General features: G+C 61.8%; 24 protein-coding genes. 13 read left to right on the top strand and 11 right to left on the bottom strand.

The window, feature by feature from the left end:
• Positions 1-145: 145 nt before the first annotated feature.
• The 3 genes from DX923_RS14755 to DX923_RS14745 all read left to right on the top strand — a co-directional run bounded on the left by DX923_RS14755 (position 146) and on the right by DX923_RS14745 (position 3,077).
• Positions 146-1,072, top strand: a complete 927-nt coding sequence (locus tag DX923_RS14755; protein WP_162873042.1) for a DUF456 domain-containing protein — start codon at positions 146-148, stop codon at positions 1,070-1,072.
• A gap of 140 nt (positions 1,073-1,212) precedes the next feature.
• Entirely contained in the window at positions 1,213-2,184 is a 972-nt protein-coding gene (locus tag DX923_RS14750; protein ID WP_116115854.1) for a hypothetical protein, read from the top strand.
• 401 nt (positions 2,185-2,585) lie between these two features.
• Entirely contained in the window at positions 2,586-3,077 is a 492-nt protein-coding gene (locus DX923_RS14745) for a hypothetical protein (RefSeq protein WP_162873041.1), read from the top strand.
• A gap of 11 nt (positions 3,078-3,088) precedes the next feature.
• Here DX923_RS14745 and DX923_RS14740 read toward each other — a convergent pair whose 3' ends face one another.
• From DX923_RS14740 to DX923_RS14705, 8 genes are all read right to left on the bottom strand, one after another.
• The gene (locus tag DX923_RS14740; RefSeq protein WP_116115852.1) at positions 3,089-3,775 is read right to left on the bottom strand and encodes an ABC transporter ATP-binding protein; all 687 of its coding nucleotides are present in this window, start codon (positions 3,773-3,775) and stop codon (positions 3,089-3,091) included.
• A gap of 33 nt (positions 3,776-3,808) precedes the next feature.
• The gene (locus tag DX923_RS14735; RefSeq protein ID WP_162873040.1) at positions 3,809-5,824 is read right to left on the bottom strand and encodes a bacteriocin-associated integral membrane family protein; all 2,016 of its coding nucleotides are present in this window, start codon (positions 5,822-5,824) and stop codon (positions 3,809-3,811) included.
• 107 nt (positions 5,825-5,931) lie between these two features.
• Positions 5,932-6,219 (bottom strand): lactococcin 972 family bacteriocin, encoded by a 288-nt coding sequence (locus tag DX923_RS17225; RefSeq protein ID WP_162873039.1) that lies wholly within the window; start codon positions 6,217-6,219, stop codon positions 5,932-5,934.
• 206 nt (positions 6,220-6,425) lie between these two features.
• The gene (locus tag DX923_RS14725; RefSeq protein WP_116115849.1) at positions 6,426-6,962 is read right to left on the bottom strand and encodes an O-acetyl-ADP-ribose deacetylase; all 537 of its coding nucleotides are present in this window, start codon (positions 6,960-6,962) and stop codon (positions 6,426-6,428) included.
• 41 nt (positions 6,963-7,003) lie between these two features.
• Entirely contained in the window at positions 7,004-7,777 is a 774-nt protein-coding gene (locus DX923_RS14720) for an ABC transporter ATP-binding protein (RefSeq protein ID WP_116115848.1), read from the bottom strand.
• Positions 7,778-7,805: 28 nt separating this feature from the next.
• Entirely contained in the window at positions 7,806-8,888 is a 1,083-nt protein-coding gene (locus tag DX923_RS14715) for a FecCD family ABC transporter permease (RefSeq protein ID WP_116115847.1), read from the bottom strand.
• Positions 8,885-10,087 carry an MFS transporter gene (locus DX923_RS14710; protein WP_116115846.1) on the bottom strand — a complete coding sequence of 401 codons (1,203 nt, stop codon included), beginning with the start codon at positions 10,085-10,087 and terminating at the stop codon, positions 8,885-8,887. The genes DX923_RS14715 and DX923_RS14710 overlap by 4 nt, the downstream gene beginning before the upstream one ends.
• A 25-nt stretch (positions 10,088-10,112) precedes the next feature.
• Positions 10,113-11,123 carry an ABC transporter substrate-binding protein gene (locus tag DX923_RS14705; protein WP_116115845.1) on the bottom strand — a complete coding sequence of 337 codons (1,011 nt, stop codon included), beginning with the start codon at positions 11,121-11,123 and terminating at the stop codon, positions 10,113-10,115.
• A gap of 246 nt (positions 11,124-11,369) precedes the next feature.
• Here DX923_RS14705 and DX923_RS14700 point away from each other — a divergent pair, with 246 nt between their 5' ends.
• Positions 11,370-12,269, top strand: a complete 900-nt coding sequence (locus DX923_RS14700; RefSeq protein ID WP_116115844.1) for a DMT family transporter — start codon at positions 11,370-11,372, stop codon at positions 12,267-12,269.
• Between the two features lie 96 nt (positions 12,270-12,365).
• Here DX923_RS14700 and DX923_RS14695 read toward each other — a convergent pair whose 3' ends face one another.
• Complete coding sequence (locus DX923_RS14695; protein ID WP_116115843.1) at positions 12,366-13,286, bottom strand: hypothetical protein; 921 nt, start codon at positions 13,284-13,286, stop codon at positions 12,366-12,368.
• A 449-nt stretch (positions 13,287-13,735) separates the two neighbouring features.
• Positions 13,736-14,869: a hypothetical protein gene (locus DX923_RS14690; RefSeq protein WP_162873038.1), complete on the bottom strand. Its 1,134-nt coding sequence runs from the start codon at positions 14,867-14,869 to the stop codon at positions 13,736-13,738.
• A gap of 189 nt (positions 14,870-15,058) precedes the next feature.
• Here DX923_RS14690 and DX923_RS14685 point away from each other — a divergent pair, with 189 nt between their 5' ends.
• The 6 genes from DX923_RS14685 to iolD all read left to right on the top strand — a co-directional run bounded on the left by DX923_RS14685 (position 15,059) and on the right by iolD (position 22,730).
• Entirely contained in the window at positions 15,059-16,597 is a 1,539-nt protein-coding gene (locus DX923_RS14685; RefSeq protein ID WP_116115841.1) for a family 10 glycosylhydrolase, read from the top strand.
• 231 nt (positions 16,598-16,828) lie between these two features.
• Positions 16,829-17,386: a hypothetical protein gene (locus tag DX923_RS14680; protein WP_116115840.1), complete on the top strand. Its 558-nt coding sequence runs from the start codon at positions 16,829-16,831 to the stop codon at positions 17,384-17,386.
• A 155-nt stretch (positions 17,387-17,541) separates the two neighbouring features.
• Complete coding sequence (locus tag DX923_RS14675) at positions 17,542-18,369, top strand: hypothetical protein (protein WP_116115839.1); 828 nt, start codon at positions 17,542-17,544, stop codon at positions 18,367-18,369.
• 166 nt (positions 18,370-18,535) lie between these two features.
• Positions 18,536-19,459, top strand: coding sequence for an alpha/beta fold hydrolase (locus tag DX923_RS14670; RefSeq protein ID WP_116115838.1), 924 nt, complete (start codon positions 18,536-18,538; stop codon positions 19,457-19,459).
• Between the two features lie 151 nt (positions 19,460-19,610).
• Positions 19,611-20,684 carry a transaldolase family protein gene (locus DX923_RS14665; protein WP_116115837.1) on the top strand — a complete coding sequence of 358 codons (1,074 nt, stop codon included), beginning with the start codon at positions 19,611-19,613 and terminating at the stop codon, positions 20,682-20,684.
• Positions 20,685-20,819: 135 nt separating this feature from the next.
• Positions 20,820-22,730 (top strand): 3D-(3,5/4)-trihydroxycyclohexane-1,2-dione acylhydrolase (decyclizing), encoded by a 1,911-nt coding sequence (gene iolD, locus DX923_RS14660; RefSeq protein ID WP_116115836.1) that lies wholly within the window; start codon positions 20,820-20,822, stop codon positions 22,728-22,730.
• Between the two features lie 72 nt (positions 22,731-22,802).
• Here iolD and DX923_RS14655 read toward each other — a convergent pair whose 3' ends face one another.
• A complete protein-coding gene (locus tag DX923_RS14655) occupies positions 22,803-23,543 on the bottom strand; it encodes a GntR family transcriptional regulator (protein WP_116115835.1) in 741 nt (246 codons plus the stop codon).
• A gap of 469 nt (positions 23,544-24,012) precedes the next feature.
• On the opposite strand from DX923_RS14655, the gene DX923_RS14650 reads away from it, so the two are divergent.
• From DX923_RS14650 to DX923_RS16380, 3 genes are all read left to right on the top strand, one after another.
• The gene (locus tag DX923_RS14650) at positions 24,013-24,201 is read left to right on the top strand and encodes a hypothetical protein (RefSeq protein WP_205413058.1); all 189 of its coding nucleotides are present in this window, start codon (positions 24,013-24,015) and stop codon (positions 24,199-24,201) included.
• Between the two features lie 95 nt (positions 24,202-24,296).
• Positions 24,297-24,422: a hypothetical protein gene (locus DX923_RS16985; RefSeq protein ID WP_275895834.1), complete on the top strand. Its 126-nt coding sequence runs from the start codon at positions 24,297-24,299 to the stop codon at positions 24,420-24,422.
• A gap of 252 nt (positions 24,423-24,674) precedes the next feature.
• Positions 24,675-25,535, top strand: coding sequence for a hypothetical protein (locus DX923_RS16380; protein ID WP_162873037.1), 861 nt, complete (start codon positions 24,675-24,677; stop codon positions 25,533-25,535).
• Positions 25,536-25,592 lie beyond the last annotated feature (57 nt).

The following is a 25,592-nucleotide window of genomic DNA, read 5'->3' as shown; positions in this document are numbered from 1 at the left end:
GTCCTGGACCGGTGAAGCCAGTAACCGTTTTCAGGGGCGGGCTGGGGACAGCGGGAAGAAAGCGGACTCTTTCGCCGATGGTGTGAAGGCGATGGCGGCGGCGAGCGATGGTTATGCGAGTCGGTTACGTCGGTGCCAGGAGAGTATGGGCAGGGTTCGTCAGGAAGCGGAGCAGGCCGGTCTTCGAGTCACTGCGACGACGATCGAGGACCCGGGGGCGGGGCCGGGTAAGCCGCCGATGCTGGCGTCGGACAGCAGCAGCGAGTCGGTGCGTCAGGTGCGGGAGGCTGAGGTCGCTTATCGGCGGCACCAGCAGAAGGCGGAGGCGTACCGGGCGGCGCAGAAAAAGGTCGAAGAGATATTCGGGGACCTGCGGTTGGGGCAGACGAAATATCTGAGCGATTTGAATACTGCTCGAGCTAAGGCTGCCTTTACTGTTGCAGGGGTAGTTTATCCTCTGTCCAAGGATATCAAGCAGAGGATAATTGACAATAAATATGATAAGTGGCAGAAAAAGTTGAAAGGTAGATACGAAAGGGCGGGAGAGAGTGCGCGGAAGGCAGCCGAAAAACCAGGGGTTGGTCCTGCATTTCGCGATCTTCATGAGAGAGCTGCAGCCTCTGATAAGGTGAAGTTCGCGAAGGCGGGCGATGAGATAGCGAAGATCCCAGCAAAGTACACACCTATTCGATCTTTTACATCTGCAGTCAAGGCTGGTGCGCCATTTGCTGCAGCTGGAACAGTGGCTGATATTGCGAATGGAAAGGACCCTAAGAAAGCGGTCCTTTCTGGTGGCACTAATTTGCTAGCTTCAGCAGCAACAGGCGCTCTTGCAGGTTCGGTTTTAGGGCCTCCAGGTTCAGTTGCGGGAGCTGTCGTTGGGAGTCTCGTTGGGGTAGCTGCCGGCTCGTTTGCATCTGGAGCAGTCGAGTCTCTCTATGATCATCAAGACCTTGGAAGAGCAGGGAAGGACGGCATGAAGGCCGTTGTGCAGACAGGTAAAGACATCGCAGAACTTACTTCAGCTGCTGCTGGCGGGGTTGGCTCGCTGATAAGCAAGATCAGAAGGTGATCTCTCTCTTAGAGAGTATTTTTGCATAGCAGTATGTGTTGGCCAGGCGTCGGGAGAAAGGTATATCCCCCTCCGGGGCATAGGGTTGCGGCTGTTTCCGACGTGCGCTATGGCCGTGGAGAAGAAAGTCGGCGAGTCACATGTCTGAAGACAGAGTTTTCATCAAATTTTTTATCGGGGCAGAGAGAAAGACGTGGAAGTGGTGGTATGAGGTAGCGCGGTTGGCCTTTTTGGCGGGAGGAAACCTCCTCCTCGCTGGGGGCCTTGCTTACATGGCCTTTGACCAGAGAGTGGCCTTTGACCAGAGAGCCTGGATAGGCATCCCCTTCTTTAGTATATCTTTTTTCGGCGGGATCTTATTTTCCGCATTCATGGTATGGGATATTTTTGGAGTATCTCCAGAATGTTATATTTCAATTTATCGAGGGCGAAAAGTTGTAGTCATGTCATCTATTCCCAGGTTGCTTACGGTAGTCTCCAATCTTGGGGTACATTCAATAGCTGCTTTTATGCTCACACTTAGTTTAGCAGGAAATGATGGACATTTAGTTTTTGATAGGTTTTTCTGGATCATGGTCTTCCCTCTACTGCTTATGTCGTTAGCAGCAGTTTCGGGGGTCTGGATGGGTTGGCCCAGGGTGATATTGCGTTCAGATGCAGTTGTTATCCACTACAAAACCTGGGAGACCATCATTCCTTGGGAGAAGGTTGTTAAAGATAGTTCAGGCCAGAATTTTAGGATTAAAGTCGCGGCGCAGGTGAGGGCCGAGAGGAGGTTTCGTATCCTCTTTGGATTGAATATCCCCACGCCTCTCATTCAGGTTCCGAATAACATCGATATCCATTCCCTCTTTGAGCATTGGTTTCTGATCAACCAATGGGGGTATGCTTCGCGCATCGTTGATTTTTACTTAGCAAATGCGGAGGCGCGGGAGCGGATCGGAACTCGGGAGTCTCTGCGAGAGATTAGGGATGAAGAACTGAGAACCAGACCTTATCTTCTTTTGCCTGACATGGATGAGAGAGTTAATTGTCCGGAGGGCTGTCAATGCTGTCCGGTCTCGTTTAAGTGGGATAATCAAGACGACACTTTTTATTCTTATATTTTTTAATATGCCTGCGAATGACGCGAGGTCGAGGTGGGCCTTCGGTGGTAGCCTTCGAGGAAGGGTGAATGTAATTGTCTAACAGTGGAGAAGACAAGCAGACTTGGGGGTGGTTCCTTTTTGAATTAATCTTATTTCCCGTATTAGTTTATGGGGGATATCAGGTGGTGGCAAGTGGGCTGCGTGATGTGAATACGGAAATAATCTTCCGCATAGGAGCGATTCTTGTCGGAAGCGGAATATTTTCTTTTGCATATTTAATGCGGCCAGTACTCCCGGGGCGAGTGCCGAAGTATATGCCGGAGTCATATATCTCAGTCTGTAGACGTCGTTTTGTAACGGTCATCCCAGGGTGGCCCAGGAAAGAGGCGTGGCCTATAAGATGTTCAGTGTTTTCTATCGGTTACATGATCGCATTGGGCGCGGAATTTGAGAGAGGGCAAGGCCACCCTTTTCTGGTTGCATTCTTATACTTATTTGGTATTGGTTTGCTTCTCCCTTCGCTGGGGATGTGGGATGGGTATGGAACCTTAATCCTAATGCCGGATAAAATTATTTACCGGGAAAAGTTTTCTCGCACGATTATCCCCTGGGACGGGATCTTAATTGTGAAGTATCCGATGCTTGGTGGGGCTCTATTCATGAAAGATGGTTTCAGGCCAGAGCGGCAATTTCCGATCCTTTTAGGAGTGCATATTCCTTTTCGCGAAGGGGAGGGGGAGATGGTGTCTCTTGCAATAAATATTTTTCATGATGATAAATGCTATGCTGCAAATGTCGTTGACTTCTATCTTAAGAATGAAGCTGCTCGCCAGCGATTGGGCACTCGGGAGTCGTTGCGGGACATCGCTGAAGAGGTTCAGCGCAGGAGCGCCACCCCAGGAATAATTGAGTACTAACAAGAAGTTAATTAAGTCAATCTGCAGTGAGCCTCATGATCTGCTTCGCTTAGTTGAATCGCCTGGTCGCACCACTGGTAGACACGCTCGTTATGGGTGGCGATGACGATGATTGCTCCTTCATCGGCCAGCTTCCGCAAAGCGTCCAGGACCATGTCTTCGTTGACGAGGTCAAGAGCAGCAGTCGGCTCGTCAGCCAGAACGATCGAAGGTTTCTTGATCATCAGACGGGCAAGAGCAACCCGTTGCTGTTCGCCACCGCTGAGAATATGAACGGGATCATGCCCACGCCCGGTGAGGCCAACCTGGTCGAGTGCTGCGTCGAAGGCCTCTCGACGTTTTGAACGGGGAATCCTGCGCGATGTCCCCCAGACACCGACAGCGACCTCCAAGTTGGCGTAGACATCTGCATCATCAATGAGCGCATAGTCCTGGAAGAGATAGCCGATATGGTCACGTCGATAGCTGCGGGTCTGCCGCTCCCGCAAGGCATTGACGTGGACATCATCCAAGTAGATATCTCCTGCTGTGAGTTCGTCGAGTGCACCGATGCAGTTCAAGAGGGTGGTTTTGCCGCTTCCGCTGGGACCGGACAGCGCGAGAGACTCACCACCTGAGACCTGTAGGTCAAGGCCAGCCCACAGCTGCTTGTTCCCGAAAGATTTCGTCGCTTTTTTCAGGGACAACTGATGAAGCATGAATAATCCTTTGTCAGTGTTCGATCAGCGAGATCACGGTTGCGCGGACAAGTTCTTCAACGATCGGTCGCTGAGCCGGTGCAAAGTCCAGATGAAGAGCGCGACAGACAGAACGAGCACCCCGAGGGTGACGAACAAACTCACTGCTGTGGGCACGAAGGCGTCCGGCAACGGCGGTGGCGCACCAGGAACATCTGAGGCAGGAACCTGACTCGCGATGAACTTGTCGATAGCCCATGCGGCCACAGCTGAGGTCAGCCCAACCTCCAAGAAGATGGGAACAGGGTTGGACTGCAGCACTGTCCACCCGAACAGTCGTCTGACGAAATCACGTTGCCGGTAACGTGCCATGTGAGTCGTGGCGACGGCCAACGAGCTGATCACCAGCATCACGAGTGAAAGACCCCCGTTGATGTAGGAGATCTGTAGAGCCTGCCGGGGCGCGGCCATGATGGCTGCGTTGAGTTGAGCAGTAGAACCGATCCCAGCCAGCGCCCAGGTCACTTCCGAAGCGAGCATTCGTTCGGCGGCAGATTTGTCCGCGAAGAACAGCTCTCCCCGAGAAAGCGCGGCGACAGCATTCCTGTCCCCCAACAGGGGCACCCCGGCAGAGACGACCAGGAGAGCTTGCCGGGGAATCGAAGCGAGATGTGCCCCGCCTGTGGCAGCCGGTGCATAATCCAGGTCGTGATCGCTGATGATCTGATGAATCTGGACTTCTTTGTTCTTCAGGATGTTTTTTGAACGTAGCTGTTCTTCGACGGAACTAATGTTTCTCGAGAACCCAGCGGGTGCGATGAGATATGCCTTTGATCCGTCTGGTGCTGAGGGCAGCTGAGGCAGCGTGTGGTCGTGGCTTCTGAGTCGCTGCCAGAGATGATGGTTGACCATTCTTATAGGCATGGCTTCAGGGGTGCCGCTGAGGCTGACTTTTGAGGCGACAAAAATGTCACCTTTTTCTTCGGCTTCACGTAGGTACGCAGCCACTTTATCTTCATCCTCAGGGTTCTGGGTCGCCATGCTGAGAGTCCCCGAGTAGCTCTCCCCGGAGAGCAGCGAACGCCGCGAGTTTTGCTCAGCCTGTTCTACTGCATGGAGGGCGATGGAAGAACTTTGTACGACCATGATGATTAAAAAAAGTGTCGGTATGCGCACCAGGTAAGTCAGGGCATGGGCGGATTTGAAAGGGAGTTTCCCCTTAACGCCCTCGACCACGGGAAGTCGAGCTACCAGCCAGAGGGTGATGGTCTGAACGGCGATCATGGCTACGGATGTCACGGCGAGAATAAAAAGCGACAGCCCGATAAAAATGGGAAAATAATTGAGTCGGTTATAGAGCCATAGGCCAGCTGCGCTGATGGTTGCACCGATAGTGAAGAAGAGTGCGATCTGTTGTATCGATTGTCGTGCGCGAAAAAACACTTGTTGTTCGATGGTGTGGCCGTGAAGCGAGAGGATGGCGTACCTCTTGGCGTCGTAAAGAACTCCACTCAAAGACAGCAGGCAGACCAGGAGGACGGTAAGAGACGCGCAGATCAGACGGTGGCCTGTCAGGAAGAAACTGAAGGCTTTCTCCCAGGAGAAGACCTTTTCGTAATGCCAGGTGAAACCCTTCGCGCTGAAGAAGTTCTGTACAGACTGGACCTTGCCCTCATCGCCGAAGATGAAATATGAGATGCGGGGGTCCCTGTTGGCTAGATTTCCAGGAGGTAGGACGGCCCTCTCCGTGTCTCGGCTGAAATGGGGATATCCATGTTTTTCCCACATGGACAGAGTGGAGCCCGGCGCCTTTTCGCCCCGTATCGGATGAATATTTTCTCCACTGAGCGGCGAAGCGGGATCAGGTTCGACGACGGCGATATCGATGCTCTTTTCAAGAGCAAATTTTTCGAGCTCCGAAAAAAAGACTCGCGGATCTACGTGGTTTTCCTCCGTGAGAGCGGTGAGTCGTCCTGTGGGGCCGACAACCGATTGTTCATCGAAGATTTTGAAGCAGTGGAATGCGAACAGAAAGGAGAAAAAAATAAGCAGTACGTGTGCCGTTGTCAAGGTTCGATTTAATCGCATGGTCTGCTTTCGCTGCCTATGGCTCTTGGCGGATCATTGGAGAAAATTGCGATCCGCCAAGAGCCTGTGGATTCTAAATGCTGTTTCTCTCAGCAGAATCGATAGTACTGCGCAACGCTGTCGGTCCATTTTGCATTGACGCTTGCTCTTGACCACTCGTTGGGCGATGCGCACCCTGAGTCAAATTTTTGCCCATTCCGAGTCACGGAGCTTCCATGATTTTTTGTGGGATGCCAGTAGTTGGAATAGGTGTCGAATGGACCATGACCGAAGTCCCATTTTCCGCCGTCTACTTCCGCGTAGGCAAAAGCTGCAGTTGAGCCACTTGCGATGACAGCTGCTGAGACTGTGCAGATCAGAATTTTTTTGAGTGACATGCGGAGCTCCTGATGCTGAGTGACATGCGGAGCTCCTGATATCCATGGTGGAGGGACGGCCTGCCGGTGAAACAGCTCACCGTGATAGATGGGCATCCCGCCGCTGAGAATAAGAGATCTTTCAGCGGCAGAAGGGTAGCGACACGAGCTTTCCGACCGTGACGGCATCGGCTGCATCGACCGGTGGGGGCGGGGCCTGGCCGTACTCAGTGGTGATCGATCAGCTCGGTGAAGATTCGGTGGGCCTCAACGCTGAACAGCACGAACCGGATCAGGTCGAGACGTCCATCGGTGGCCGCCGGATGCGCGCCTGTCGTAGCGACTGCGATCCGGGCGACGTCGGCCATATCCCAGCCGTAGACGCCTCCGCCGATCGCCGGGAAAGCGACGCTGCGTGCTCCGACGCTGACAGCGACGTCGAGGCTATTGCGGAAAGCCGCCGCAAGCAGCTCCGGATCATCCTGCCCGGCATATCGGTTAGGGCCGACCGTATGGATCGCCCACGCGGCGGGCAACCGTCCGGCAGTAGTGGCGACAGCCTGACCGACCGGCAGCCCTCGAGGAAGCTCGCCGGACCGTAGTTCTCTACAGGCATTGAGGAGCTCGACGCCCGCAGCGCGGTGGACGGCGCCGTCGACCCCGCCGCCGCCCATCAAGGAAGAATTGGCGGCATTCACGATGGCATCGACCTGCTCGGTGGTGATGTCGCCGTGGACGGCGTCGATCCGGGCCGGGCTGTTCATGGGATCTTCCTCAGGTCGGGGTTCCTCGCCATTTTCTCCGGTCACGCCGCGTCGTGCTCGTCCAACGGGCTGAAGACCAACTGCAGGGAGTCCTTCACCATCACCCGTTCCACCTGGATGCCGTAGACCCGGCGTAGCGTCTCCGGGGTGAGGACCTCCTCCGGGGTCCCCGCGGCTGCCACCTGACCGCGTTCGAGCAGGACGAGTTTCGTGCAGTACCTGGCCGCCAGATTGAGGTCGTGCAGGACGACGACCGTAGTGACCTCGAGCTGCCCGACCATGCGCAACAGCTCGTGCTGATAGCGGATGTCGAGATGATTGGTCGGCTCGTCGAGGAGAAGATGATCGGCCTGCTGCGCCAGCGACCGGGCCACCAACACCCGCTGTTTCTCCCCACCGGACAAGGTCGCGAACCGGCGATCGGCCAGCGCCCGTACGCCGACGCGGGTCAACGCCGCCGCCACGGCCTGATGGTCCTCCCTGGTGAACGCGGCCAAGGCCTGGCGATGCGGCGCCCGGCCGAGCAGCACCATGTCCGCGACCGTGATCGGCAGATCGGACGGGGTCTCCTGGGCGACCACGGCGACCCGCCGCGCCAGATCGTGACTGCGCAGCGCGGTGATCGGTTGCTCGTCGATGGTGATCAGGCCGGCGCGGGGACGTAGCGCGGCGTACAAGGTGCGCAGGAAGGTGCTCTTGCCGCTACCGTTCGGGCCGATCAGGCCGACGACCTCGCCGGGTCCCGCCCGTAGCCCGACGTTCTTGAGGACGAGGGTGTCGTCGTAGCCGACGGAGACATCGTTCGCCGCGATCATGGTGGGGAGCTCCTTGCGGGGTGACTCATCACTGGTGGGTGTTGAGCTGGCGGACGAGGAGGAAGAGCAACGGGGCACCGGTCAGGGCCGTCACGATGCCCAGGGGGAGTTCCTGAGCAGGGAGGACGACCCGGGCGAGGACGTCCGCCCACACCAGGAAGATCGCGCCGAGCAGAGCGGAGACCGGGAGCAACCGGCGATGGGCGGTGCCGACGCACAACCGTGCGACGTGCGGGATGATCAGGCCGACGAAGCCGATCCCACCCGACGCCGAGACCAGAGCCCCGACACAGAGCGCGACCACCGACATGACCGTGGCCCGCAACCGGAGCGGAGAGATCCCCAACGTCTGGGCAGTGTTGTCTCCGATCGCCAGCGCGTCCAACGGCCGGGCCTTGACGACGAGGACGGCCAGGGTCACGAACACCACCGTCCCGGTGATCAGCGCGGACTGCCCGGTGGCCAAGGTCAGTGAACCCAGGGTCCAGAAGAGCACGGAACGGCCCGCGTCGGGGTCGTCGGAAGCGAAGATCAGGAACGAGGTGAGGGCCTGCAGGACATAACCGACGGAGACACCGGCCAGGATGAGCCGGGTCGAGGTCATCTGCCCGCCGACATGGGCGAGGAGGAAGACCGCGACCCCGGCGGCGAAGGCACCCATGAAGGCGCTGCCCGCCAGCGAACCCGAGCCGATCCCCGTCCCGACACCGAACAGGATCGAGGCCGCTGCCAGGGTGGACGCCCCCGAGGTCACTCCGAGGAGGTAGGGCTCGGCGAGGATATTGCGGGTGAGTGCCTGGAGAGCCACACCGGCGATGGCCAGGCCCGCACCGACCGCTGCACCCAGGAGGACCCGTGGTGCGCGCAGCAGCCAGACGATGGAGTCCTCGGTCCTCGTCCACGTCACCTCCACAGGGGTGCCGAAGAGATGGTGCCCCAGGATCCCGGCCACGGTGTCCACCGGGATGGAGACCGGCCCGAGGCCGATCGCCGTCGGCAGGGTGAGGAACAGGGCGAGCCACAGCCCGCCGACCCACAACCTGGTGTGTCTTCTCCGACGGTCGTGATCCAGGTCGTCGTCCGGGACGATCACCGATGTCGTCGCACTCATCGGGTACGACTCCTCAAACTCATCGCGGCCACGAGCCCGACCACGGTCATGGCACTCAGGACAGCCACCGCGCCACGGTCACCGGCCGCTGTCAGCGCTGCCCCGGAGGCGGCAGCGCCGAGGAAGAGGCCCAGGCTCATCCCGGCGGAGTTCAGGCTCAACGCCGTCCCTCGGACATCGGCGCAGCGACGCACCAACAAGGTGACGACCGCTGCCGCGACCACCGCATGGCTGGCCGAGAGCACCGCCGTACAGACCAGGGCCAACGGCAGGACCGGCGCGGTGTACACACCGATCATGGCGACCAACGCTGTCACCAGGCTGGCCACCATCACCCCCTGCGCCCGCCGGTCGGACTCGTCCAGATTGACCATGCGACCCGAGACCAGGTGGCCGAGGAAGAACGAACCACCACTGAGCGACCAGACGAAGGCGAATATCGACGACGTCAGACCGAACCGGTCGCCGTACAACGGGGCGAGGAAGGCCAGGTGCCCCATGAAGGCACCGGCCCGGGCGAAGGAGACCAGCAACAGCGGCACGGCGCCCGGAACTGCGGCCAGGGTGCGGAATGCTGCGACATAGCCGAGCGTGGGTGCCTTGCCGGCGTGCTCGTCACGTCCGAAGCGGAAGAGAAGCGGCGACAGGAGAAAGGCGAGCACGGCGACGGCAACGAGGTCGCCCTGCCAGCCCCACCACAGCGTGGGGACGATGAGCAGCGGTGCTCCCAGCGTGGAGGCCAGGGTCTGTGAGGTCATCACGAGGGCGGCGCCTCTGCTGGCGGCCGGGCCGGAGCCGAAGCGGTCGGCTGCTGCTGCGGACAGGGCCGGGTACAGCAGCGCATTCGACACCCCGGTGAGCAGGCAGAATGCGGCAAGTGCCGGAATCCAGGCGGCGGTTCCGACCAGTGCGGCGAGGCCGAGCAGGACCAGGGAGGCGGCAGCGACCCGGCCGGGGGCGATCCGTCCGATGAGAGGAGCCAGCGCGACCCCGGTCAGTACTGCACCGATCCCGGCGAGACCGCGCATCGAGCCCACTTCGGCGTGCCCGTCACCGACAGCGTCGGCGATGGGCACGAGATAGGTCGTGAAGACGGTGAACGGCAGCAGCCCCACGGCCGAGGCCAGGAGGGTCGGCCAGACCGCTGCGATGATGCGTCTTTCGCTGGGCAGGGTCTCCGTCGGGGTCGCGTCGCTCATGAGGTCCTCGAGAGTTCGGCGCGGATCATGACGCTGACAGGCGGTTGGCGATCAGCTCGATCCCGTCGACAGCAAGTGGCCCGGGGGAGGTGTAGAAGTAGTTCAGCGGGAGCACGGCACCGTCTTTGTGGACGGTGGCCAGGCCCTTGAGCTCCTGCCGGGTGCGTAGCTGCTGTACGACGTCCTCGTCGGATTCGGTGCTCGACGATCCGGTGGGCAGGTACATCCCGAAGACCAGGTCGGGTTCTTTGCCGATCAGCTCTTCGGTGCTGGGCTCGAAGTAGCGTTTGGGGACATCGGCGAAGACATTCTTCAGCCCCAGCGCGGCCATTTGCTCCGAGACCAGTGATTGGCCGCCGTAGGAGCCGATCCCTCCTTTGGACGGCACGTAAAGAGGCGCTGCGGTCTTTCCTGTCTGAGTGGTCAGGAGTTTCTTGGCGGCGTCGACGCGGTCCTTCATGCTTTTGACGGAGTCTGCTGCTTTTTGGCTGGTGCCGAACAAGCGACCGTAGTTGTCGACGTCCTGGTAGATCAGGTCGAAACCGTTGATGCCGTTAGTGCTTCGACCGGGGATTCCTCCGCAGTATCCGCTGACCGTCAGGAGTTTCGTGCCTGCCTGTTCCAGGCGTTTGGCGAGGGCATTGATGTCGACACCTTTGGTGATGTCGGTACCGATGACGACATCGGCCTTGGAGTTCAGGATCATCTCGTAGGAGACATTGTGCGAGTCCTCGCTCACCCGCTCGGCACGTTCGACCAACGCCTTGGTCTCTTGCTCGAAGGGCACTTTCAGGCTGCCGGCGTAGTGCGTGATCTTGTCCCCGGCTCCCGCAGCGACCAGCAATGACGGTGCTTCTGAACCGATCGCCAGGACGCGTTTCGGAGGGGAGTCGAAGGTGACCTCCCGGCCGCAGCTGTTGATGGTGATCGATGACGAGTTGGCTTTGGTGCCGTTGTCATGGCCGGCCGGGGCACAGCCGGCGGCGATGATCAGGACAGCTGATGTCAGGGCAAGGCCGGGGCGAAGTTTCCTCATGGGTCGAAACTCTCCGTATTTCGCCGGCGCAGGATTTCGGGCTGTGCCGGTCACAGTGCAGGGATGGGTGAGGTCCTGGCGTCGGGATCACCGGCGGGAGGGTCCCAGCAGCGTAATAATAATGATTATTATTGTCAATTACTTAGGTTATACTAACCCGTGAGCGGTGATAACGGTATATTACGTTCACCGTTCGTTCGGTAGAGGTGACCTGCGCTCTGAAGTCAGTGAATATTCTTGATTTTCATGACGACCCGAGCCGATGCGCGCCGGCTCCGTGCGCACGCACTCCTGGTGCTGACCGCGATGATCTGGGGATTCGCCTTCGTCGCGCAGCGGGTCGGCGCTGAACATGTCACCGCTTACACCTTCAACGGGGTTCGCTTCGCCCTGGGGGCGGCATCGCTGATACCCCTGGTCTGGGCCGTCGATCATCGGCTACGGGCCAACGACGGCGCGGCCCGGTGGCAGGCGGTGGCGGTACCCGGGCTGCTCACCGGAGGGGTGCTCTTCACCGCGTCAGCCTTCCAACAGGCAGGCATGGGACACACCACGGCCGGCAACGCCGGTTTCATCACGTCGTTGTACATCGTGATCGTGCCGGTACTGGGGATCTTCCTGCGTCGCCGGGCAACCTGGCCGACCTGGGCCGGAGTGGTGCTGGCCGTGACAGGGCTCTACCTGTTGAGCGTCACCGAAGAGCTGTCGATCGCCTACGGGGACGGGCTCGTTCTCGCGTGTGCCTTCTTCTTCGCCGGGCACATTCTGCTGGTCGGGACGTTCAGCGGGCGGGGCCTGGACCCCTTGCGTTTCTCGGTGGCCCAGTTCGCCACGAGCAGTGTGTTGAGCTGCTTGGCAGCTGTGGTGGTGGAGGAGACACCCTTCGCGGGAGTCACTCAGGCAGCGGTCCCGATCGTGTACGGCGGACTGTTCTCCGTGGGGGTGGCGTACACCTTGCAGGTGGTGGCCCAAGCCGACGCGGAGCCCACGACGGCGGCTTTGCTGATGAGCCTGGAAGCAGTGTTCGGCCTGCTGGGCGGGATGCTGCTGCTGGGAGAACAGATGACGGCACGGGGTCTGACCGGGTGTGCAGTGATGCTGAGCGGGATCGTGCTCGCCCAGCTGGGCGAGCCGGACCGGAGGTAAGAATGTGCCCTCCCTCGGAAGGCTACGACCGGCGCCTGGTCGCGATGCCGAGGAAGGGCGATGTCTATAGCGAATCGCGCAGTGCTAGGGAGTTGCTCAGGCAGGTTTCGGGCCGCGCTGAGCTTCGACCCGAGGCGCGTCACGAATGATCATGCCAGAGGTGTTGACCTGGTGAACGACCTCGGATGCCGAATGTCCGACAGTGACCTTGGTGTCCTTGGCGATGAGTCTGCGGCAGCCAGTGTTCCGGGCCTGTTTGGTGGTGTCGAAGAGCGCGGTGACCTTGCCGGTGGTCTCCTGATGGCCCTTGTCCAGTCGGTAGCTCTCACCGGGCTTGGCCTGGACGGTGCGCCATGTTTCAGCGGTGCTGCTGACCGCATTTGCCCAGGAGGACTGGAAGCCGCTCTTCAAGGTGACGATCCCCTTGATCGCGAGGCTGGCCTCGACATTCCAACCGATGGTGTTGGTCTTGGTGTAGCTCTCAGCATTTTTTAGCGTTAAGGCTACTGACTGCTGAGTGGCATTGGTCTGGATGGTTCCAGCCTTCGCGATGACGAACTTGGAGGGACCCTCTTGTGTGAAGTTATATTTCTTGAAGGTGACTCCGCTTCCGGGTTTGGTGGTCAGCTTCGCGCACTGCTCGGTCAGCGCCGCGTGGAACTTCTCGACAGAATGAGGCTTGATCGGGTCCATGGGAAGCCCTCGCACAGACGCGCAGGCTGCATTGTCAAGGCATCTCCTGGTGACGATTGCCTGACCACTTGCGCCAGCCTTGTTGAGGAACTCGTTGTCGAAGGCCAGGGCCAGCCGGGCGAACATCGGGGAACCGTACTTCTTCTGGTTTTCTGCGATGTGTTTTCTGACGAGCTCTTTGGTGTATTTGCCGTGTCCGGCGAAGGCTCCGTCGTATATCTCGCCGGGTGTGAACGCTTGAGCAGAGACGGGGGCGAAGCTGAAAGCCAGGGCGCCGGTGGCGGCGACGACGAAGAGCTTCTTGAAGTGTGACTTAATTCCCATATGTCGAATCCTGTCTTCTATGACAAAGATGATGAGATTTCTGCGCGTTCATAGGGTCCGCTCATCGGAGAGCGTCACGACCCTGCGGCGAATCTCGGTCTCGTGGAGCCCCTGAAACGTAGGCATACATGCTGTGTGCAGCTTGAATATATTCTGCACTCTACATCCACGGAGGATTGACCCGTATAGATAGTGTGAGGCTATTAGTTCTGCTGAATGATTTCAGGCGTTATCGATCTGGCGATATCGGGTCATATGCGGTTATGCCCGTATTTTTCATGAAAGGGAGTTCATCTTTCTAGATTTACCATATGAAGGCCTTTGGTTTTTCCTCGTCGAGAAGCTCCCCGAGACATGACTACGGGGGCGCCACTCCAGGATTCGTTGATCCGGAAGGCGCCCCCGCGGGCATGCTCACGTGGCGACCGACTCGGTCGCGCCGCTGGGGATCAGCGCTTGATGCGGTTGATGCTCTCCTTGTAGGCCTCAGCAGATTTCGGCATCTGTGCTGGGTTGTGCAGGGAGTTCGTCACATTTCCTTCGGCTTCCATGAAGTAGTTCTCCATGACGAGAACATCCTTGTTCTGCTCGAAGAACTCGAACATCTTCCGGATGTAGAACGGGTTGTCGCCGCTGCCGTGCTTGTCGGTGGCCGACAGCCCCCACTCACTGATCGCAAAGCCCTTCTTGTGGTTCCGGGCGAAGGAAGCCACATCGGCCAGGCCGGCCGCCAGCGGCGGATTGATCCGTTTCTTCCATTCACGCTCGTTGCGTCCCTTGATGTGCCACCAGTCGTAGTCATTGCAGCCGACCACGTCGACCCGCTCATCGCCAGGGTAGAGCCGCTCCAGGGAATCCATCCGGTGGAGCTGGCCGGTCATTGCGCGTCCACAGCCGATGATGAAGCCGAACTTCAGCCCCGGCGCTTCCTGCTTCATCACCATCGCGATGCGATTCCAGGCGTCCTTGAACTTCGGCGCGGTGAGGTAGGTGGCGCTCCACTTGTACCAGTCGCCGTTGACTTCCCAGCCGATGTTGACCAGAGCGTTCCCGCGTCCGTTGTCCTTGAGTGCCCGTGCGTTCAACCGCCAGACCTCGTCCTGGTCGCCCTTGGCGATCGAGTCGAAGGTGACAGTGTTGTCACTGGGGATCATCGCCAGGTTGTACGACATCAGTCCGCCGAAGCCGGAGAACGTGCTGACATTCCAGCGGGAATCGGCGAGGGCGTCCGGGCCGGACGACGGGTGGAGCACCCGCTTGTTCGAGTAGGAGGTGACCGCGTCGATCGGCAGGCCACGCCAGTGTCCGACGTTGTCGACCGCAGCGGTGGTGTGGGGTGCGCCACGCCAGATCCCGGAGAACCAGGGCAGCCCGGAACGGGGCTTGACCCCGAGAATCCGCTCGGCGGCAGTCTTGTTCTGCGGTGCGGCCGGCGCGACCTCAGGGGCGACTGCGGGGGTGTCTGCGGCTGAAGCAGGTGACGTCGACGCCGATGCGCACAAGGGCGTGGCCAGGCAGAAGGCCACCGATGTCGCAATGGCAGCGACCGACGTTCGTCGTCGAGGACTGAAGGCATCAATCATGTTGCTGTACTCCCGTGTTGGGCGGTAAGACCCCCCAGCCTAGGAGACCTTCCTACATGATGTGTCTTGTGGTTCGGGGAACTACTTGTGGTTGAGATCTTTTGAACCGCTAAGGGTTTCGCCAAGATGGTGGATTCCGTTGCAAAGGAGCGTCGCTCGGCGGCGCGATGGATGCCCTAGGAGGCATGGATGCGTAAAGGTATGTCCACGATGGTGGTGGCCGCTTTGGCCACAGGCTTGTCGCTCGGGTTCGGTCCAGCGGTGTCCGCCGCCGAGAAACAGGCTCCACCCGCGAAATCCGACCAGATCCGCGGCTACTGGGTGGACGCCTTCAACCCCGGGATCTTCTCCGCCAAGGAAGTCGGCGCGATGATCGCCGCCGCCCGTGAAGCACGCGCCAACGTCCTCTTCGTGCAGACCGTCCGCCGGTTCGACTGCTTCTGCAACAAGGGCCATCACCCCCGGACCGATGCCGCGATTGCACCGGCACCCTTCGATCCCCTGGCCGAGATCGTCAAGCAGGCCCACGCCGCCGGATTGCAGGTGCACGCCTGGGTGAATGCCACGACGCTGTGGAATTCCACGAAGGCCCCCCGCGACACCAAGCACGCCTATCACAAGCACGGACCCAACGCTCAAGGGCGTGACCGGTGGCTCAACAAGAGGGTCGACGGCAAGGAGATCGTCGACAACAACAGCTATGTCGACCCCGCGCACCCCGATGTCGTGGAAGACATCGTCGCGGGCGCCGTTGCGCTGCAGAAGCAGTACGGCATCGACGGCATCAACCTCGACTACATCCGTTATCCCGACAACAACTCCACCGAGAGCGCCAACGACTGGGGGTACACCGACACCGCACTGGCCCGCTTCAAAGCACACACCGGGCGCGCCGATCGACCGGCCCCGGCCGATGAGCAGTGGTCCGCCTGGCGGCGCGGACAGGTCGACAACATCGTTCGGCGGGTCTACGCAGCCCTGTACACCCACAACCCCAAGACCCGACTGTCGGTCAACGGAATCACCTACGGCGTCGGGAGCGACCAGGTCGGTTCCTTCGAGAAGACCCGCCCCTACGGCAGCGTCCTCCAGGACTACCGGGCATGGATGCGTGACGGATACATCGACACCGTCGCCGCCATGAACTACAAGCGGGAGAGTCGGCCCGAACAGGCCCAGGGTTTCCGCAGCTGGAACAAGACGCTGCAGAAACTGGCCGCCGACTCCGGTCGGCACGTCATCTCCGGAGCGGCGCTGCACCTGAACACGATCCCCGAGTCGCTCACCCAGGCCAAGGAGATCGCCGGACACGGATTGGGCTGGGGAGGCTACTCCTATGCCTCCCCGTCGTCAGCCGGTGGTGACGCCGCCAAGCGGGCGAGCGAACGTAAGACATTGCACGAAGCGCTGGTCAAGGAGGTCTTCACGGCGCCTGCGGCGGTGCCGGAGATGCCGTGGAAGCAGTCCACCGGTCTGATCTCCGGCAAGGCGATCCACGGTGGGAAGGCCGTTGACCAGGCGACGGTGACCTTGACACCCCTTGGAGGCGCAGCTGGTGGACAGAAGACGGTACTCACCGACGCCTCGGGGCAGTTCGTGTTCGCCGGGCTGGCGCCAGGCCAGTACAAGGCGGAGGCCAAGGTTTCCGGGCAGGGCAAGCCCTCGGCTCCGGTGACGGTCCAGGTCGCTGCCGGTAAGACGGCAGGGGCGGAGCTCACCGCACCCTGACGGCTCGTCCAGAGATATGTATCGGCGGCTAATTCATGGCAAGACAGATACATTAGTCACGATCTGATGTCATTTCCGCAGGGGTGCGCCTTGAATCCGTTTCCGTAGGGTTCACGCACGTAACGTGCGAAATGACCGTTTTGCATGCATCGTCAACGGCACGTCCGCCCTTTTCTCTCCACGTACATCGCGGACGTGCCGGATGCGTCATCAGGATCATGAGGGCATGTCATGGCTCGCCGAGGATCGATCGCATCCTGGTCTCTCGCAGGGACCCTGCTGTTCGTTGCAGCAGCCCCGGCGATCGCCCAGGTGCGTGTCACCGACGAGCGTCCAGCTGCCCTGTCGGCGTCAGCACTGGCCGCTCACGAAGAGCACCCGGCCGGCACGCTGCCCGGCTCTTCCCCGCACGCGGACGAGAACCCCACCGCAGGGTCGGCAACCCCGGCGAGCAAAGCATGCTCCACCCCGCGCAGGACATCGACCGAACGACGCGCCGGACGGGCCCGACGGGCCTCCTGCCCGCAGTGCACGGAAGGCCCCGCAGGGTGGCGCATGGTGAAGATCCTGCTCCACCGCCAAGGCGACGTCACATCCTGGAGGGGCCGGGACCGCTACGCCCGCGCCGAACGTCGGGCCACCGAGAACTGCCGATCGAACAGCGGTGCAGCGCGCCCCGACGTGCGCCAGCCCGTGCGCTCCGCCGAACACGGCGCCGAGCGCAGCATGCAACGACAGATCGGTGAACTCGTCCAGTGGTTGTTCCTCGGCGGGCTCGGGAATCGATGACAGGTAGATCGGCACCGGAACTGGGTCGGGCGGATGGTCGGGGGGCCACCCGCCCGACCTTCTCCGACCCCCACCTCGAATGACAGAGATTTTCTGAGTTCCCTTGAGGCAGACGTCCAGCTTCTTTTCACCGCTGATCTTTAGCGTCGGGACGTATGGTGACATTGCTGGTGGCTCCTACGGACGAAAAAAGAGCCTCGGGTGACGAAACCCGGGGGGACGATTTCACGTCGACACAGGATTGGTCGGTCTGGGACGAATACTTCACCTCGAATGCGGACTCGGTGCGGGAGCGCGAATGGCATATCGACTGGGGTGCCGATGTGGAACTCTCCCGACGGGAGGAAAATCGCTGGGTCGAGTCCTGGCGGACCTTTCACGCCTCGACCTCGATCGACGGCCGGCGGATTCCTACAGCACTGGAGGTGCAAAGGGCCGGATATGTCTCGTCGGTGTCTGCGCTGCTCGCCGAACGGCGCAGACATACCAGGCTGGCCCGGATGCTGCTCGCCCGATTCGACGCCGATACCCCGTTGCGTGCCGGCGGATCGACGTCGGGAAGTCTCAGCAGGCGAGGGCTGAAGCACCTGGGGGTGCTCGGGGTGCTCTGCGCCTGGGCCGTGACCTCCGCCGTTGCCGCCGTCTACTACGGATGGGCGCAATCGGCGGCGCCTGACCCGGTCATCCGCGCTGTGGCCAGCTGTCTTCTTCCGGATGTCTCCGGCCACGCCCGCTTCGTGGAATCGGTGCTGGTCGAGGCGTTCGCCGACCGGAGTGCCCTGCAGGCCGGGGTCTGGTCGCTGTTGTGGGCCCTGCTGGCCGTGGTGGCAGCGCTGTCGATGGGATGGCGTCATGCCGCAGTGCTGGTCGGCCGGGGTGGCTCTCGTGTGCAGGTGGCCGTCCGGACCTGGCAGGCCGTGAACGGTGCGCGGCGATCCACGATGAAGCAGGCCGCCCACCACCGTCGAAAGTTCCTTGACTGACTGGAAGGCGATGTGGCATTTACCACGTGTTTTCTGGCGACTTCCCAGGCCTGGGCGGAATTTCCTCGAGAAGATATGTCAGGCTAAGTATTGACGGTATATCCAGAATCGGTGGTATCTGCCGTGGGCGGGGGAATACCCGGGAGGTGTGGCAAGGAAACACACCATGTCTGCGATGACGGGAGTGTGCATCGTGCGTGAAATGTATGTGGAGACCCCAGCAGGCCGTATAGCGGTGCAAGATTACGGTGGCAGCGGAGTCGATGTCCTACTCGTACATTCTTTGGGTTTTTGCGGGCCGCAATGGAGACTGCTGGCGGAATCCCTGGCTCATCAGTGTCGGCCGCTCTCCCTCGACCTGCCCGGCCATGGCCACACCTCTGTGCCCCTGACGGAAGCCGACGATCTGTGGCATGTGTTCGTCGACGTGATCGAGGGTGCAGGGCTGGACCGCCCCGTGGTGGTGGCGCACGATCTGTCGGTCTGGCCCGCGATGGTCGCAGGAATCGTGCATCCCGAGCTGGTACGGGCGCTGGTCCTGGTCGGTGGCTCGATGGCTCGGACCGTCGAAGGGGGCGCACTCCTGGCTGATGCGGAGCTTCGGCGGACCCTGGCGGAACGCTTCCGGGTCGGCGCGACCGGGCGAGGGGTGGAATCGGCCCGAGAATTGCAGCGGGAGTTGGTGGACCGAGTCGCCGAAGACTGGATGCTGACCGGGCTGGAATCAGGCTTCGGCGCTGAGATCGAACATTCGATCGTCTTCGGATCCGACGGGAGGTGGGTGAACACGCCCACCGTGGAGGCGATGGAGAACGCCTTTCGTTTCGACGAGAGCTCGCCGCTGGCGCCGTCGCCGGAGCTGTACGCCCAGTTGTGGGTGCCGACCTGGCTGGTCGGCCTCTCCGAGGGCTTCGACGGGAATCTTTTGGATGCGGGTCGCGATCTGGCGGAGCGTTATCCGCAGATCTCACTCCGCCTGCTGATGAGCGGGCAGTGGCCGCAGTACACCGCCGTCGACGAATTGGCCGAGGTGGTGGCATCGGTGCTTTCGCAGATGGCTGTCAGTGGAGGAGCGGCCGACTTCCGCTGAGTTAGTTTGTTTGAATGTGATGACAATGTATTGACAGTGTCTTGGGTGCGGCGTTGAATGGCATCAGGCGGACACGGGAGGAGCCGCCGTCACAAAGCTTCCGCGCAGTGCACCCGTGCCGCGACGAGCACCAGTCGAAAGGCCCCCGGCGATGACCCCCAACCCGCGCCCGCTCAACAGCATGACCGAGGCTGGACCCACCGTCCTGTGGAACGACTCGGCCGACCCCCAAGAGCTCACCGAATCGATCTCCTACGGCGCAGTCGGAGCAACCTGCAACCCCGTCATCGCCGTCACCTGCGTCAAGGCCGACCTGCCCCGGTGGTCCACCCGAATCGCCCAGATCGCTGCTGAGAACCGCACCATGAGCGAATCCGAGATCGGCTGGCAGGTCGTCGAAGAACTCTCCATCGACGCCGCCAAACTCCTCGAACCGGCCTTCGAGGAATACGCCGGACTCAACGGGCGACTGTCCATGCAGACCGACCCCCGACTGCACCGCGACGCCCAAGCCCTCGCCGACCAGGCCGAACACTTCCACGGCCTGGCCAAGAACATCATCGTCAAGATCCCCGCCACCTCCGTCGGCCTCGAAGCCATCGAAGAAGCCACCTACCGGGGCGTCTCGGTCAATGTCACCGTTTCCTTCACCGTCGCCCAGGCCGTCGCCGCAGGCGAAGCCATCGAACGCGGACTGCAACGACGCGAAGCCGAAGGCAGGACCACCGAAGGCATGGGCCCGGTCGTCACCATCATGGTCGGACGCATCGACGACTGGCTGAAGGAGTGCTACGCCAAGGACGAACTCTGCTTCGACCCCGGACACCTCGAATGGGCCGGCGTGGCCGTCATGAAAAAGGCCTACGGCGAATTCACCGCCCGCGGACTGCGCTCCCGCCTGCTCGCCGCCGCCTACCGCAACTCCCTGCAGTGGACGGAATTCATCGGCGGCGACCTCGTGCTCTCCCCGCCCTTCGCCTGGCAGAAACGTTTCCAGAACAGCGGGATCGACCCCCAGCCGCGGATGGACATTCCTGTCGACCAGCAGATCATCGACATCCTGTACGCGCAGATGCCCGAATTCCGGAAGGCCTACGACGTCGACGGCATGACCCCCGCCGAATTCGACGACTTCGGTGCCACCCGCAGGACCCTGCGGCAATTCCTCGCCGCCGACGCCGAACTCGACCAGCTCGTCGTGGACGTCACCGTCCCCGCCGTCTGAGCACACCCCGGCGGTACACCGAACGGCCCCCCTCCCGCCGTTCGGCGTACCGTCTTCCCCGTGCCCTCGCCCGCACCCGGCGACCGGCGCCAGCGCATTCCCCGCGCATGTCGAAGAAGACGAAGGAGTCGAAAGATGCCGTCCACCGTCCGTCTCACCGTCGGCCAAGCCGTGGTGCGCTTCCTCGCGAATCAGTGGTCCGAACGGGACGGCGTCGAACACCGCCTTTTCGCAGGCATCTTCGGCATCTTCGGCCATGGCAACGTCTGTGGCGTCGGCCAGGCACTCCTCCAAGCCGAACTCGCTGCCGAGACCAGCAGCCAGGACGCCGAACTGCCCTACTACCTCATCCGTAACGAACAAGCCGGAGTCCACGCCGCCGCGGCCTACGCCAAGACCACCGAACGGCTCAGCACCCTTGCCGTGACCACCTCCATCGGCCCCGGAGCCACCAACATGGTCACCGGCGCAGCACTGGCCACCACCAACCGGCTACCGGTCCTGCTGCTGCCCGCGGACACCTTCGCCACCCGCCACCCCGACCCCGTGCTCCAACAGCTCGAACAGCCCTACAGCCCAGAGATCACCGTCAACGACGCCTTCCGCCCCGTCTCCCGTTTCTTCGACCGCGTCACCCGGCCCGAACAACTGATCCCCGCGCTGCTCGGCGCCTGCCGCGTCCTCACCGATCCCGTCGAGACCGGCGCCGCCACCGTCTGCCTGCCCCAGGACGTCCAAGCCGAAGCCTTCGACTTCCCCGTCGACTTCTTCCGCAAACGGATCTGGCACGTGGGCCGACCCGTCCCCGAACCCGCCGCGCTCACCCGGGCCGTCGACGCGATCCGCGCCGCGAAGAAACCCCTGCTCGTCGCCGGTGGCGGCATCATCTACTCCGGTGCCTCCGACGCCCTACGCGCCTTCGCCACCGCGACCGGGATCCCGGTCGCCGACACCCAAGCCGGTAAAGGCGCCCTCAACTGGGACCACCCCTGCGCCGTCGGCGGGCTCGGCTCGACCGGAAACCGGGCCGCCAACACCCTCGCCCGCGAAGCCGACCTCGTCATCGGCATCGGCACCCGCTACAGCGATTTCACCACCGCCAGCCACACCGTCTTCGCCGATCCCGACGTGCGCTTCGTCAACCTCAACGTCGGCAGCTTCGACGCGGCCAAACACTCTGCGCAGATGCTCCTCGCCGATGCCCGGGCCGGACTCGACGGGCTGCGCGAGGCCCTCGACGGCTGGCGGAGCGACCCCGCCTGGACAGCCCGCGGACAAGAACTCCACGCAGAATGGCAACAGGTCGTCGACGAGTGCTACCACCGCGGACAGGAACCACTGCCCGCGCAGACCGAGGTCTTCGGTGCTCTCAACGAGCTCATGGGGGAGCGCGACGTCGTCATCAACGCCGCAGGCTCGATGCCCGGCGACCTGCAAACCCTCTGGCGGGCCAGCACCCCCGAGCAGTACCACCTCGAATACGCCTACTCCTGCATGGGCTACGAGATCCCCGCAGCCATCGGCGTACGGATGGCGCTGGACGACGCCGGACAGGCCGACCGTCAGGTCGTCGCCATCGTCGGTGACGGCACCTACCAGATGCTGCCTGCCGAAATCGCCACCATGGTGCAGGAAGGACTCGACATCACTCTCGTCCTCCTGCAGAACCACGGCTTCGCCTCCATCGGCGCGCTCTCCGAATCACGAGGAAGCCAGCGCTTCGGCACCCGCTACCGGCGTCGCAACGCCGGAACAGGCCGACTCGACGGCGACCAGATGCCCTTCGACCTCGCCGCCAATGCAGCCAGCTGGGGAGCGAAGGTCCTCATCTGCGAAGGCATCGCCGACTTCCGGGAGAAATACACCGCCGCAGCACAGGCCGACGGCCCGGTCGTGCTGTACATCGAGACCGACCTGTACGGGCCCAACCCGCCCGGGTGTGCCTGGTGGGACGTGCCCGTCGCCGAGGTCAGCGAACTGGACTCCACTCGACAGGCCTACCAGGAGTACCTCGCCGAGAAGAAACACCAGCGCCACTACCTCTGACCCCCAACCCTCACCACCTCGAACCTGAGCACCGAGTACGGTGCTCAGGTTCGGGTTCTAAACGGGTTTTCGTCAGCGTTCGTAGACGGTGATGTCGAAGGCGTACTGGTCCGCCCGATAACAGTGATCGCCGAACTCCACCGCAGCGCCGGAAGAGTCATAAGCCTTACGGGTCATCGTCAACAGCGGCTCGCCCTTGCCCAGGTTGAGCAGGCGCTGCTCCCGAGCATCAGGGCTGCGCGCGCCGATGGTCTGGTGGGCGACGGCGGGGCGTATTCCCCGGGCGCGGAGCAGTTCGTACAGGCCGCGCTGGGTCAGCTCGTCCGGGTCGAGATCGGCGAACTGCGGTGGCAGCCAGTTGCGGAGGATGCCGATGGGTTGGTCGTCGGCGTAACGGACACGTTCGATGAGGACCAGTGGAGTGGTGGGTGTCTGACCTAGGGCGGCAGCGGCCCGGTTGTCGTAGGCCTCGGGGTCGAAGGTGAGTACTTCGGTGCGGGGGGTGCGTCCAGCACGGACGAGGTCGTCGTAGAGGCTGGTGAGTTCGTCTCGTCGGTGGATGACTTCGTTGGCGACGGTGGTGCCGACGCCGCGTCGTCGGACGAGGAGTCCGCGGGCGACCATTTCGGCGATGGCCCGGCGCACGGTGGGGCGGGAGAGGTTGAGGCGTTCGGCGAGAGCGATCTCGTTCTCGAAGGGGTCGCCTGGTTTGAGGACGCCGGTCTCGATGGCTGCGGTGAGTTGCTGTGCCAGCTGGTGGTACAGGGGCACCGGGCTGGTCCGGTCGATCACCACGGGCAGCTCTGCGGTCATGGCGTGATGGTAAGCGTTGTAGGGAGTGTCGGTCGGTAACTCGTCATGGTGTGTTCACGTACGGACAAAACTTTTACCTTCTGGGGTCATTGCAGGTGGGATATGGAATGCAGGATGACGAAGTGGGACGTACGTCCGTATCCATTGGATGAATGCCAGCTTATGACCTATTGACAGCACAAAGGGGCGGTGGGTTAGCGTGAGGGCGCGGACCCCGCCAGATCGACGACGGCGGGGCAGGGAGAGAGTGCATGTTCAGACGCTCTCCCGGGCCACGAGGTGCGGGGTCAACACCGGTGGTCGAGCGGTGCCCCGGGGGTCCGTGTGCCTTCCTCCGGGGCGCCTCGGCTCGTCGCCATCGCGGGCCGGTCGTCCCCGTGATGTCTCCGGCCCCGCCCGGAAACACGTTCTTCGGGCGTCGGATGATCGGTTCCATTTTTCCGTCAAAGATGTCGTGATCCTCGACAGGGTGAAAACCAAAGGCGTATTGGATGCCGACTTCCGCAAAGTTCCGGCTGAAGTCGACGGCAAGACCCCGGTGGCCTACGGATATTGGTGTACGGAATGGTCGCTGGACCCGGCATTGGGACAGCTGGACGGATTACGTCGGACAGCGTCCGCATTGCCCGTCACGGAAGCCGATCGCGTCTCTCGGTGAGGTGCCTTACGGACAGCTTCGGACGTAAGTCCGAGGGTGTCCGCAGCGCGATATCCGGCATTGTCTATGCTGAATATCCCGAACAGACAGCGGGCTTGCGCGATGTCGAAGATGCGGGCCGCGGCCTTCAGGTCGTGCAGATGCGGTTCGACATCATGAATGACATCTGCATCCGGGTTTTTCATGCGGTGGAAGTTTTCCCGGAGATATCACCGGCATGAGGGTTCCCCCACTGGCACGGGCATGGGGGGAACCGGCGAACGATATACGCGTGTACCCGGTTCGCAGGGTCATTCATTCCACCGCGATGCCCTGCCCGCAGGGAGATCGAAGCACCTCCGTACAGGGTGGGTGCGCCGGATCGTCCGTCCGGCTGCTTTTCGGGACAAGAGGTGGACCGCGCGACATGCCTCCAGAAGCGGTGTCGGACAGCGGCGCCTCTCGCGCGCTGAAGGATTCATGGAGGTATCAGGATGATTCATTTCTCGGCCCTGCGTGGCCGCAGCCGTCAGATCGCCGGGATGGCCACTGCGGCCGTGGTGGGACTGGCCGTCGTCTTCGCGGCGGTCGGCGCCGGTGACCTGTCCCGAGCCTTGGGTTGGTCGGCCGGAGTGGCTTTTATCAACACGCTTTTTCTGCTCGCGGTGGTGGCGTGCAGTGCATCGCTGGCCTATGCGGCTCATCTCGAAGGCCGTGACAACCGGATGAACCTGCTCACGACGTGGGCTTCTGTCGTGGTGGTGGGGGTGCTCTCCGCGCTGCACGAGATCGTCGGCCCGCAGGGGTGGACGTTGGCTCCGGCGTCGGTGTCCGCCTTTGTCATCTGGGCTGCAGTACCTTTGGCGGCCTGCTGGCTCTGGTACCGGGCGATGACCGAGGGCGTCCTGGCGGACCTGCTGGGTGACGGTGCGCAGGAGAGCGCAGCGGCTGAGGATGCGGCTGTGCCGGAGTGCGTGCAGCACGAGGTGGCGCCGGTGATGCCGTTGTCGACGCCTGCGGTGTCGGTGGCGGCCAGTGCTTCTCCGGCGGCGATGGCGACGGTCGCGGTGGACCAGCAGGGGGTCGACATGGTGGCGCTGACCGAGACGGTGCGCGCGGTGCAGGTGCCGGTGATGGAGCCGATGCAGGTGGTGCGGGTGACTCGTCCGGCTTCGCGGATGCGGCGTAAGCCTCGCTTGGAGATAGCCCGTGACGTAGTCGACCGGATGGGTGATGAGGCGACCGGTCCGTTGATGTGCGATGCCTTTGCGGCAGCAGGATATCCGCGTCCGTCGGTGCGTACGGCGCAGCGTTGGCTGGCCAAGGCTCGGGTGGCTCAGGCGAGTCCGGCCTGAGTAGGGGCCATCAGGTTGGCAATATCCGCCTATGAGTAAATGTCATTACAAATATTG

Origin of the sequence: Austwickia chelonae (genome assembly GCF_003391095.1) — a bacterium.
GTDB classification, from domain to species: domain Bacteria; phylum Actinomycetota; class Actinomycetes; order Actinomycetales; family Dermatophilaceae; genus Austwickia; species Austwickia chelonae_A.
This window is presented reverse-complemented; position numbering and strand designations above follow the sequence as displayed.

Bases quoted from the DNA above. Each gene is read 5' to 3' on its own strand.
- DX923_RS17225 (WP_162873039.1), bottom strand. From the start codon at position 6,219: ATGTCACTCAAAAAAATTCTGATCTGCACAGTCTCAGCAGCTGTCATC.
- DX923_RS14705 (WP_116115845.1), bottom strand. From the start codon at position 11,123: ATGAGGAAACTTCGCCCCGGCCTTGCCCTGACATCAGCTGTCCTGATC.
- DX923_RS14745 (WP_162873041.1), top strand. From the start codon at position 2,586: ATGATCGCATTGGGCGCGGAATTTGAGAGAGGGCAAGGCCACCCTTTT.
- DX923_RS14740 (WP_116115852.1), bottom strand. From the start codon at position 3,775: ATGCTTCATCAGTTGTCCCTGAAAAAAGCGACGAAATCTTTCGGGAAC.
- DX923_RS14725 (WP_116115849.1), bottom strand. From the start codon at position 6,962: ATGAACAGCCCGGCCCGGATCGACGCCGTCCACGGCGACATCACCACC.
- DX923_RS14680 (WP_116115840.1), top strand. From the start codon at position 16,829: ATGGCTCGCCGAGGATCGATCGCATCCTGGTCTCTCGCAGGGACCCTG.
- DX923_RS14755 (WP_162873042.1), top strand. From the start codon at position 146: ATGGGCAGGGTTCGTCAGGAAGCGGAGCAGGCCGGTCTTCGAGTCACT.
- DX923_RS14715 (WP_116115847.1), bottom strand. From the start codon at position 8,888: ATGAGTGCGACGACATCGGTGATCGTCCCGGACGACGACCTGGATCAC.
- DX923_RS14690 (WP_162873038.1), bottom strand. From the start codon at position 14,869: ATGATTGATGCCTTCAGTCCTCGACGACGAACGTCGGTCGCTGCCATT.
- DX923_RS14670 (WP_116115838.1), top strand. From the start codon at position 18,536: ATGTCTGCGATGACGGGAGTGTGCATCGTGCGTGAAATGTATGTGGAG.
- DX923_RS14720 (WP_116115848.1), bottom strand. From the start codon at position 7,777: ATGATCGCGGCGAACGATGTCTCCGTCGGCTACGACGACACCCTCGTC.
- DX923_RS14675 (WP_116115839.1), top strand. From the start codon at position 17,542: ATGGTGACATTGCTGGTGGCTCCTACGGACGAAAAAAGAGCCTCGGGT.
- DX923_RS14685 (WP_116115841.1), top strand. From the start codon at position 15,059: ATGCGTAAAGGTATGTCCACGATGGTGGTGGCCGCTTTGGCCACAGGC.
- iolD (WP_116115836.1), top strand. From the start codon at position 20,820: ATGCCGTCCACCGTCCGTCTCACCGTCGGCCAAGCCGTGGTGCGCTTC.
- DX923_RS14655 (WP_116115835.1), bottom strand. From the start codon at position 23,543: ATGACCGCAGAGCTGCCCGTGGTGATCGACCGGACCAGCCCGGTGCCC.
- DX923_RS14665 (WP_116115837.1), top strand. From the start codon at position 19,611: ATGACCCCCAACCCGCGCCCGCTCAACAGCATGACCGAGGCTGGACCC.
- DX923_RS16380 (WP_162873037.1), top strand. From the start codon at position 24,675: ATGATTCATTTCTCGGCCCTGCGTGGCCGCAGCCGTCAGATCGCCGGG.
- DX923_RS14695 (WP_116115843.1), bottom strand. From the start codon at position 13,286: ATGGGAATTAAGTCACACTTCAAGAAGCTCTTCGTCGTCGCCGCCACC.
- DX923_RS14710 (WP_116115846.1), bottom strand. From the start codon at position 10,087: ATGAGCGACGCGACCCCGACGGAGACCCTGCCCAGCGAAAGACGCATC.
- DX923_RS14700 (WP_116115844.1), top strand. From the start codon at position 11,370: ATGACGACCCGAGCCGATGCGCGCCGGCTCCGTGCGCACGCACTCCTG.
- DX923_RS14750 (WP_116115854.1), top strand. From the start codon at position 1,213: ATGTCTGAAGACAGAGTTTTCATCAAATTTTTTATCGGGGCAGAGAGA.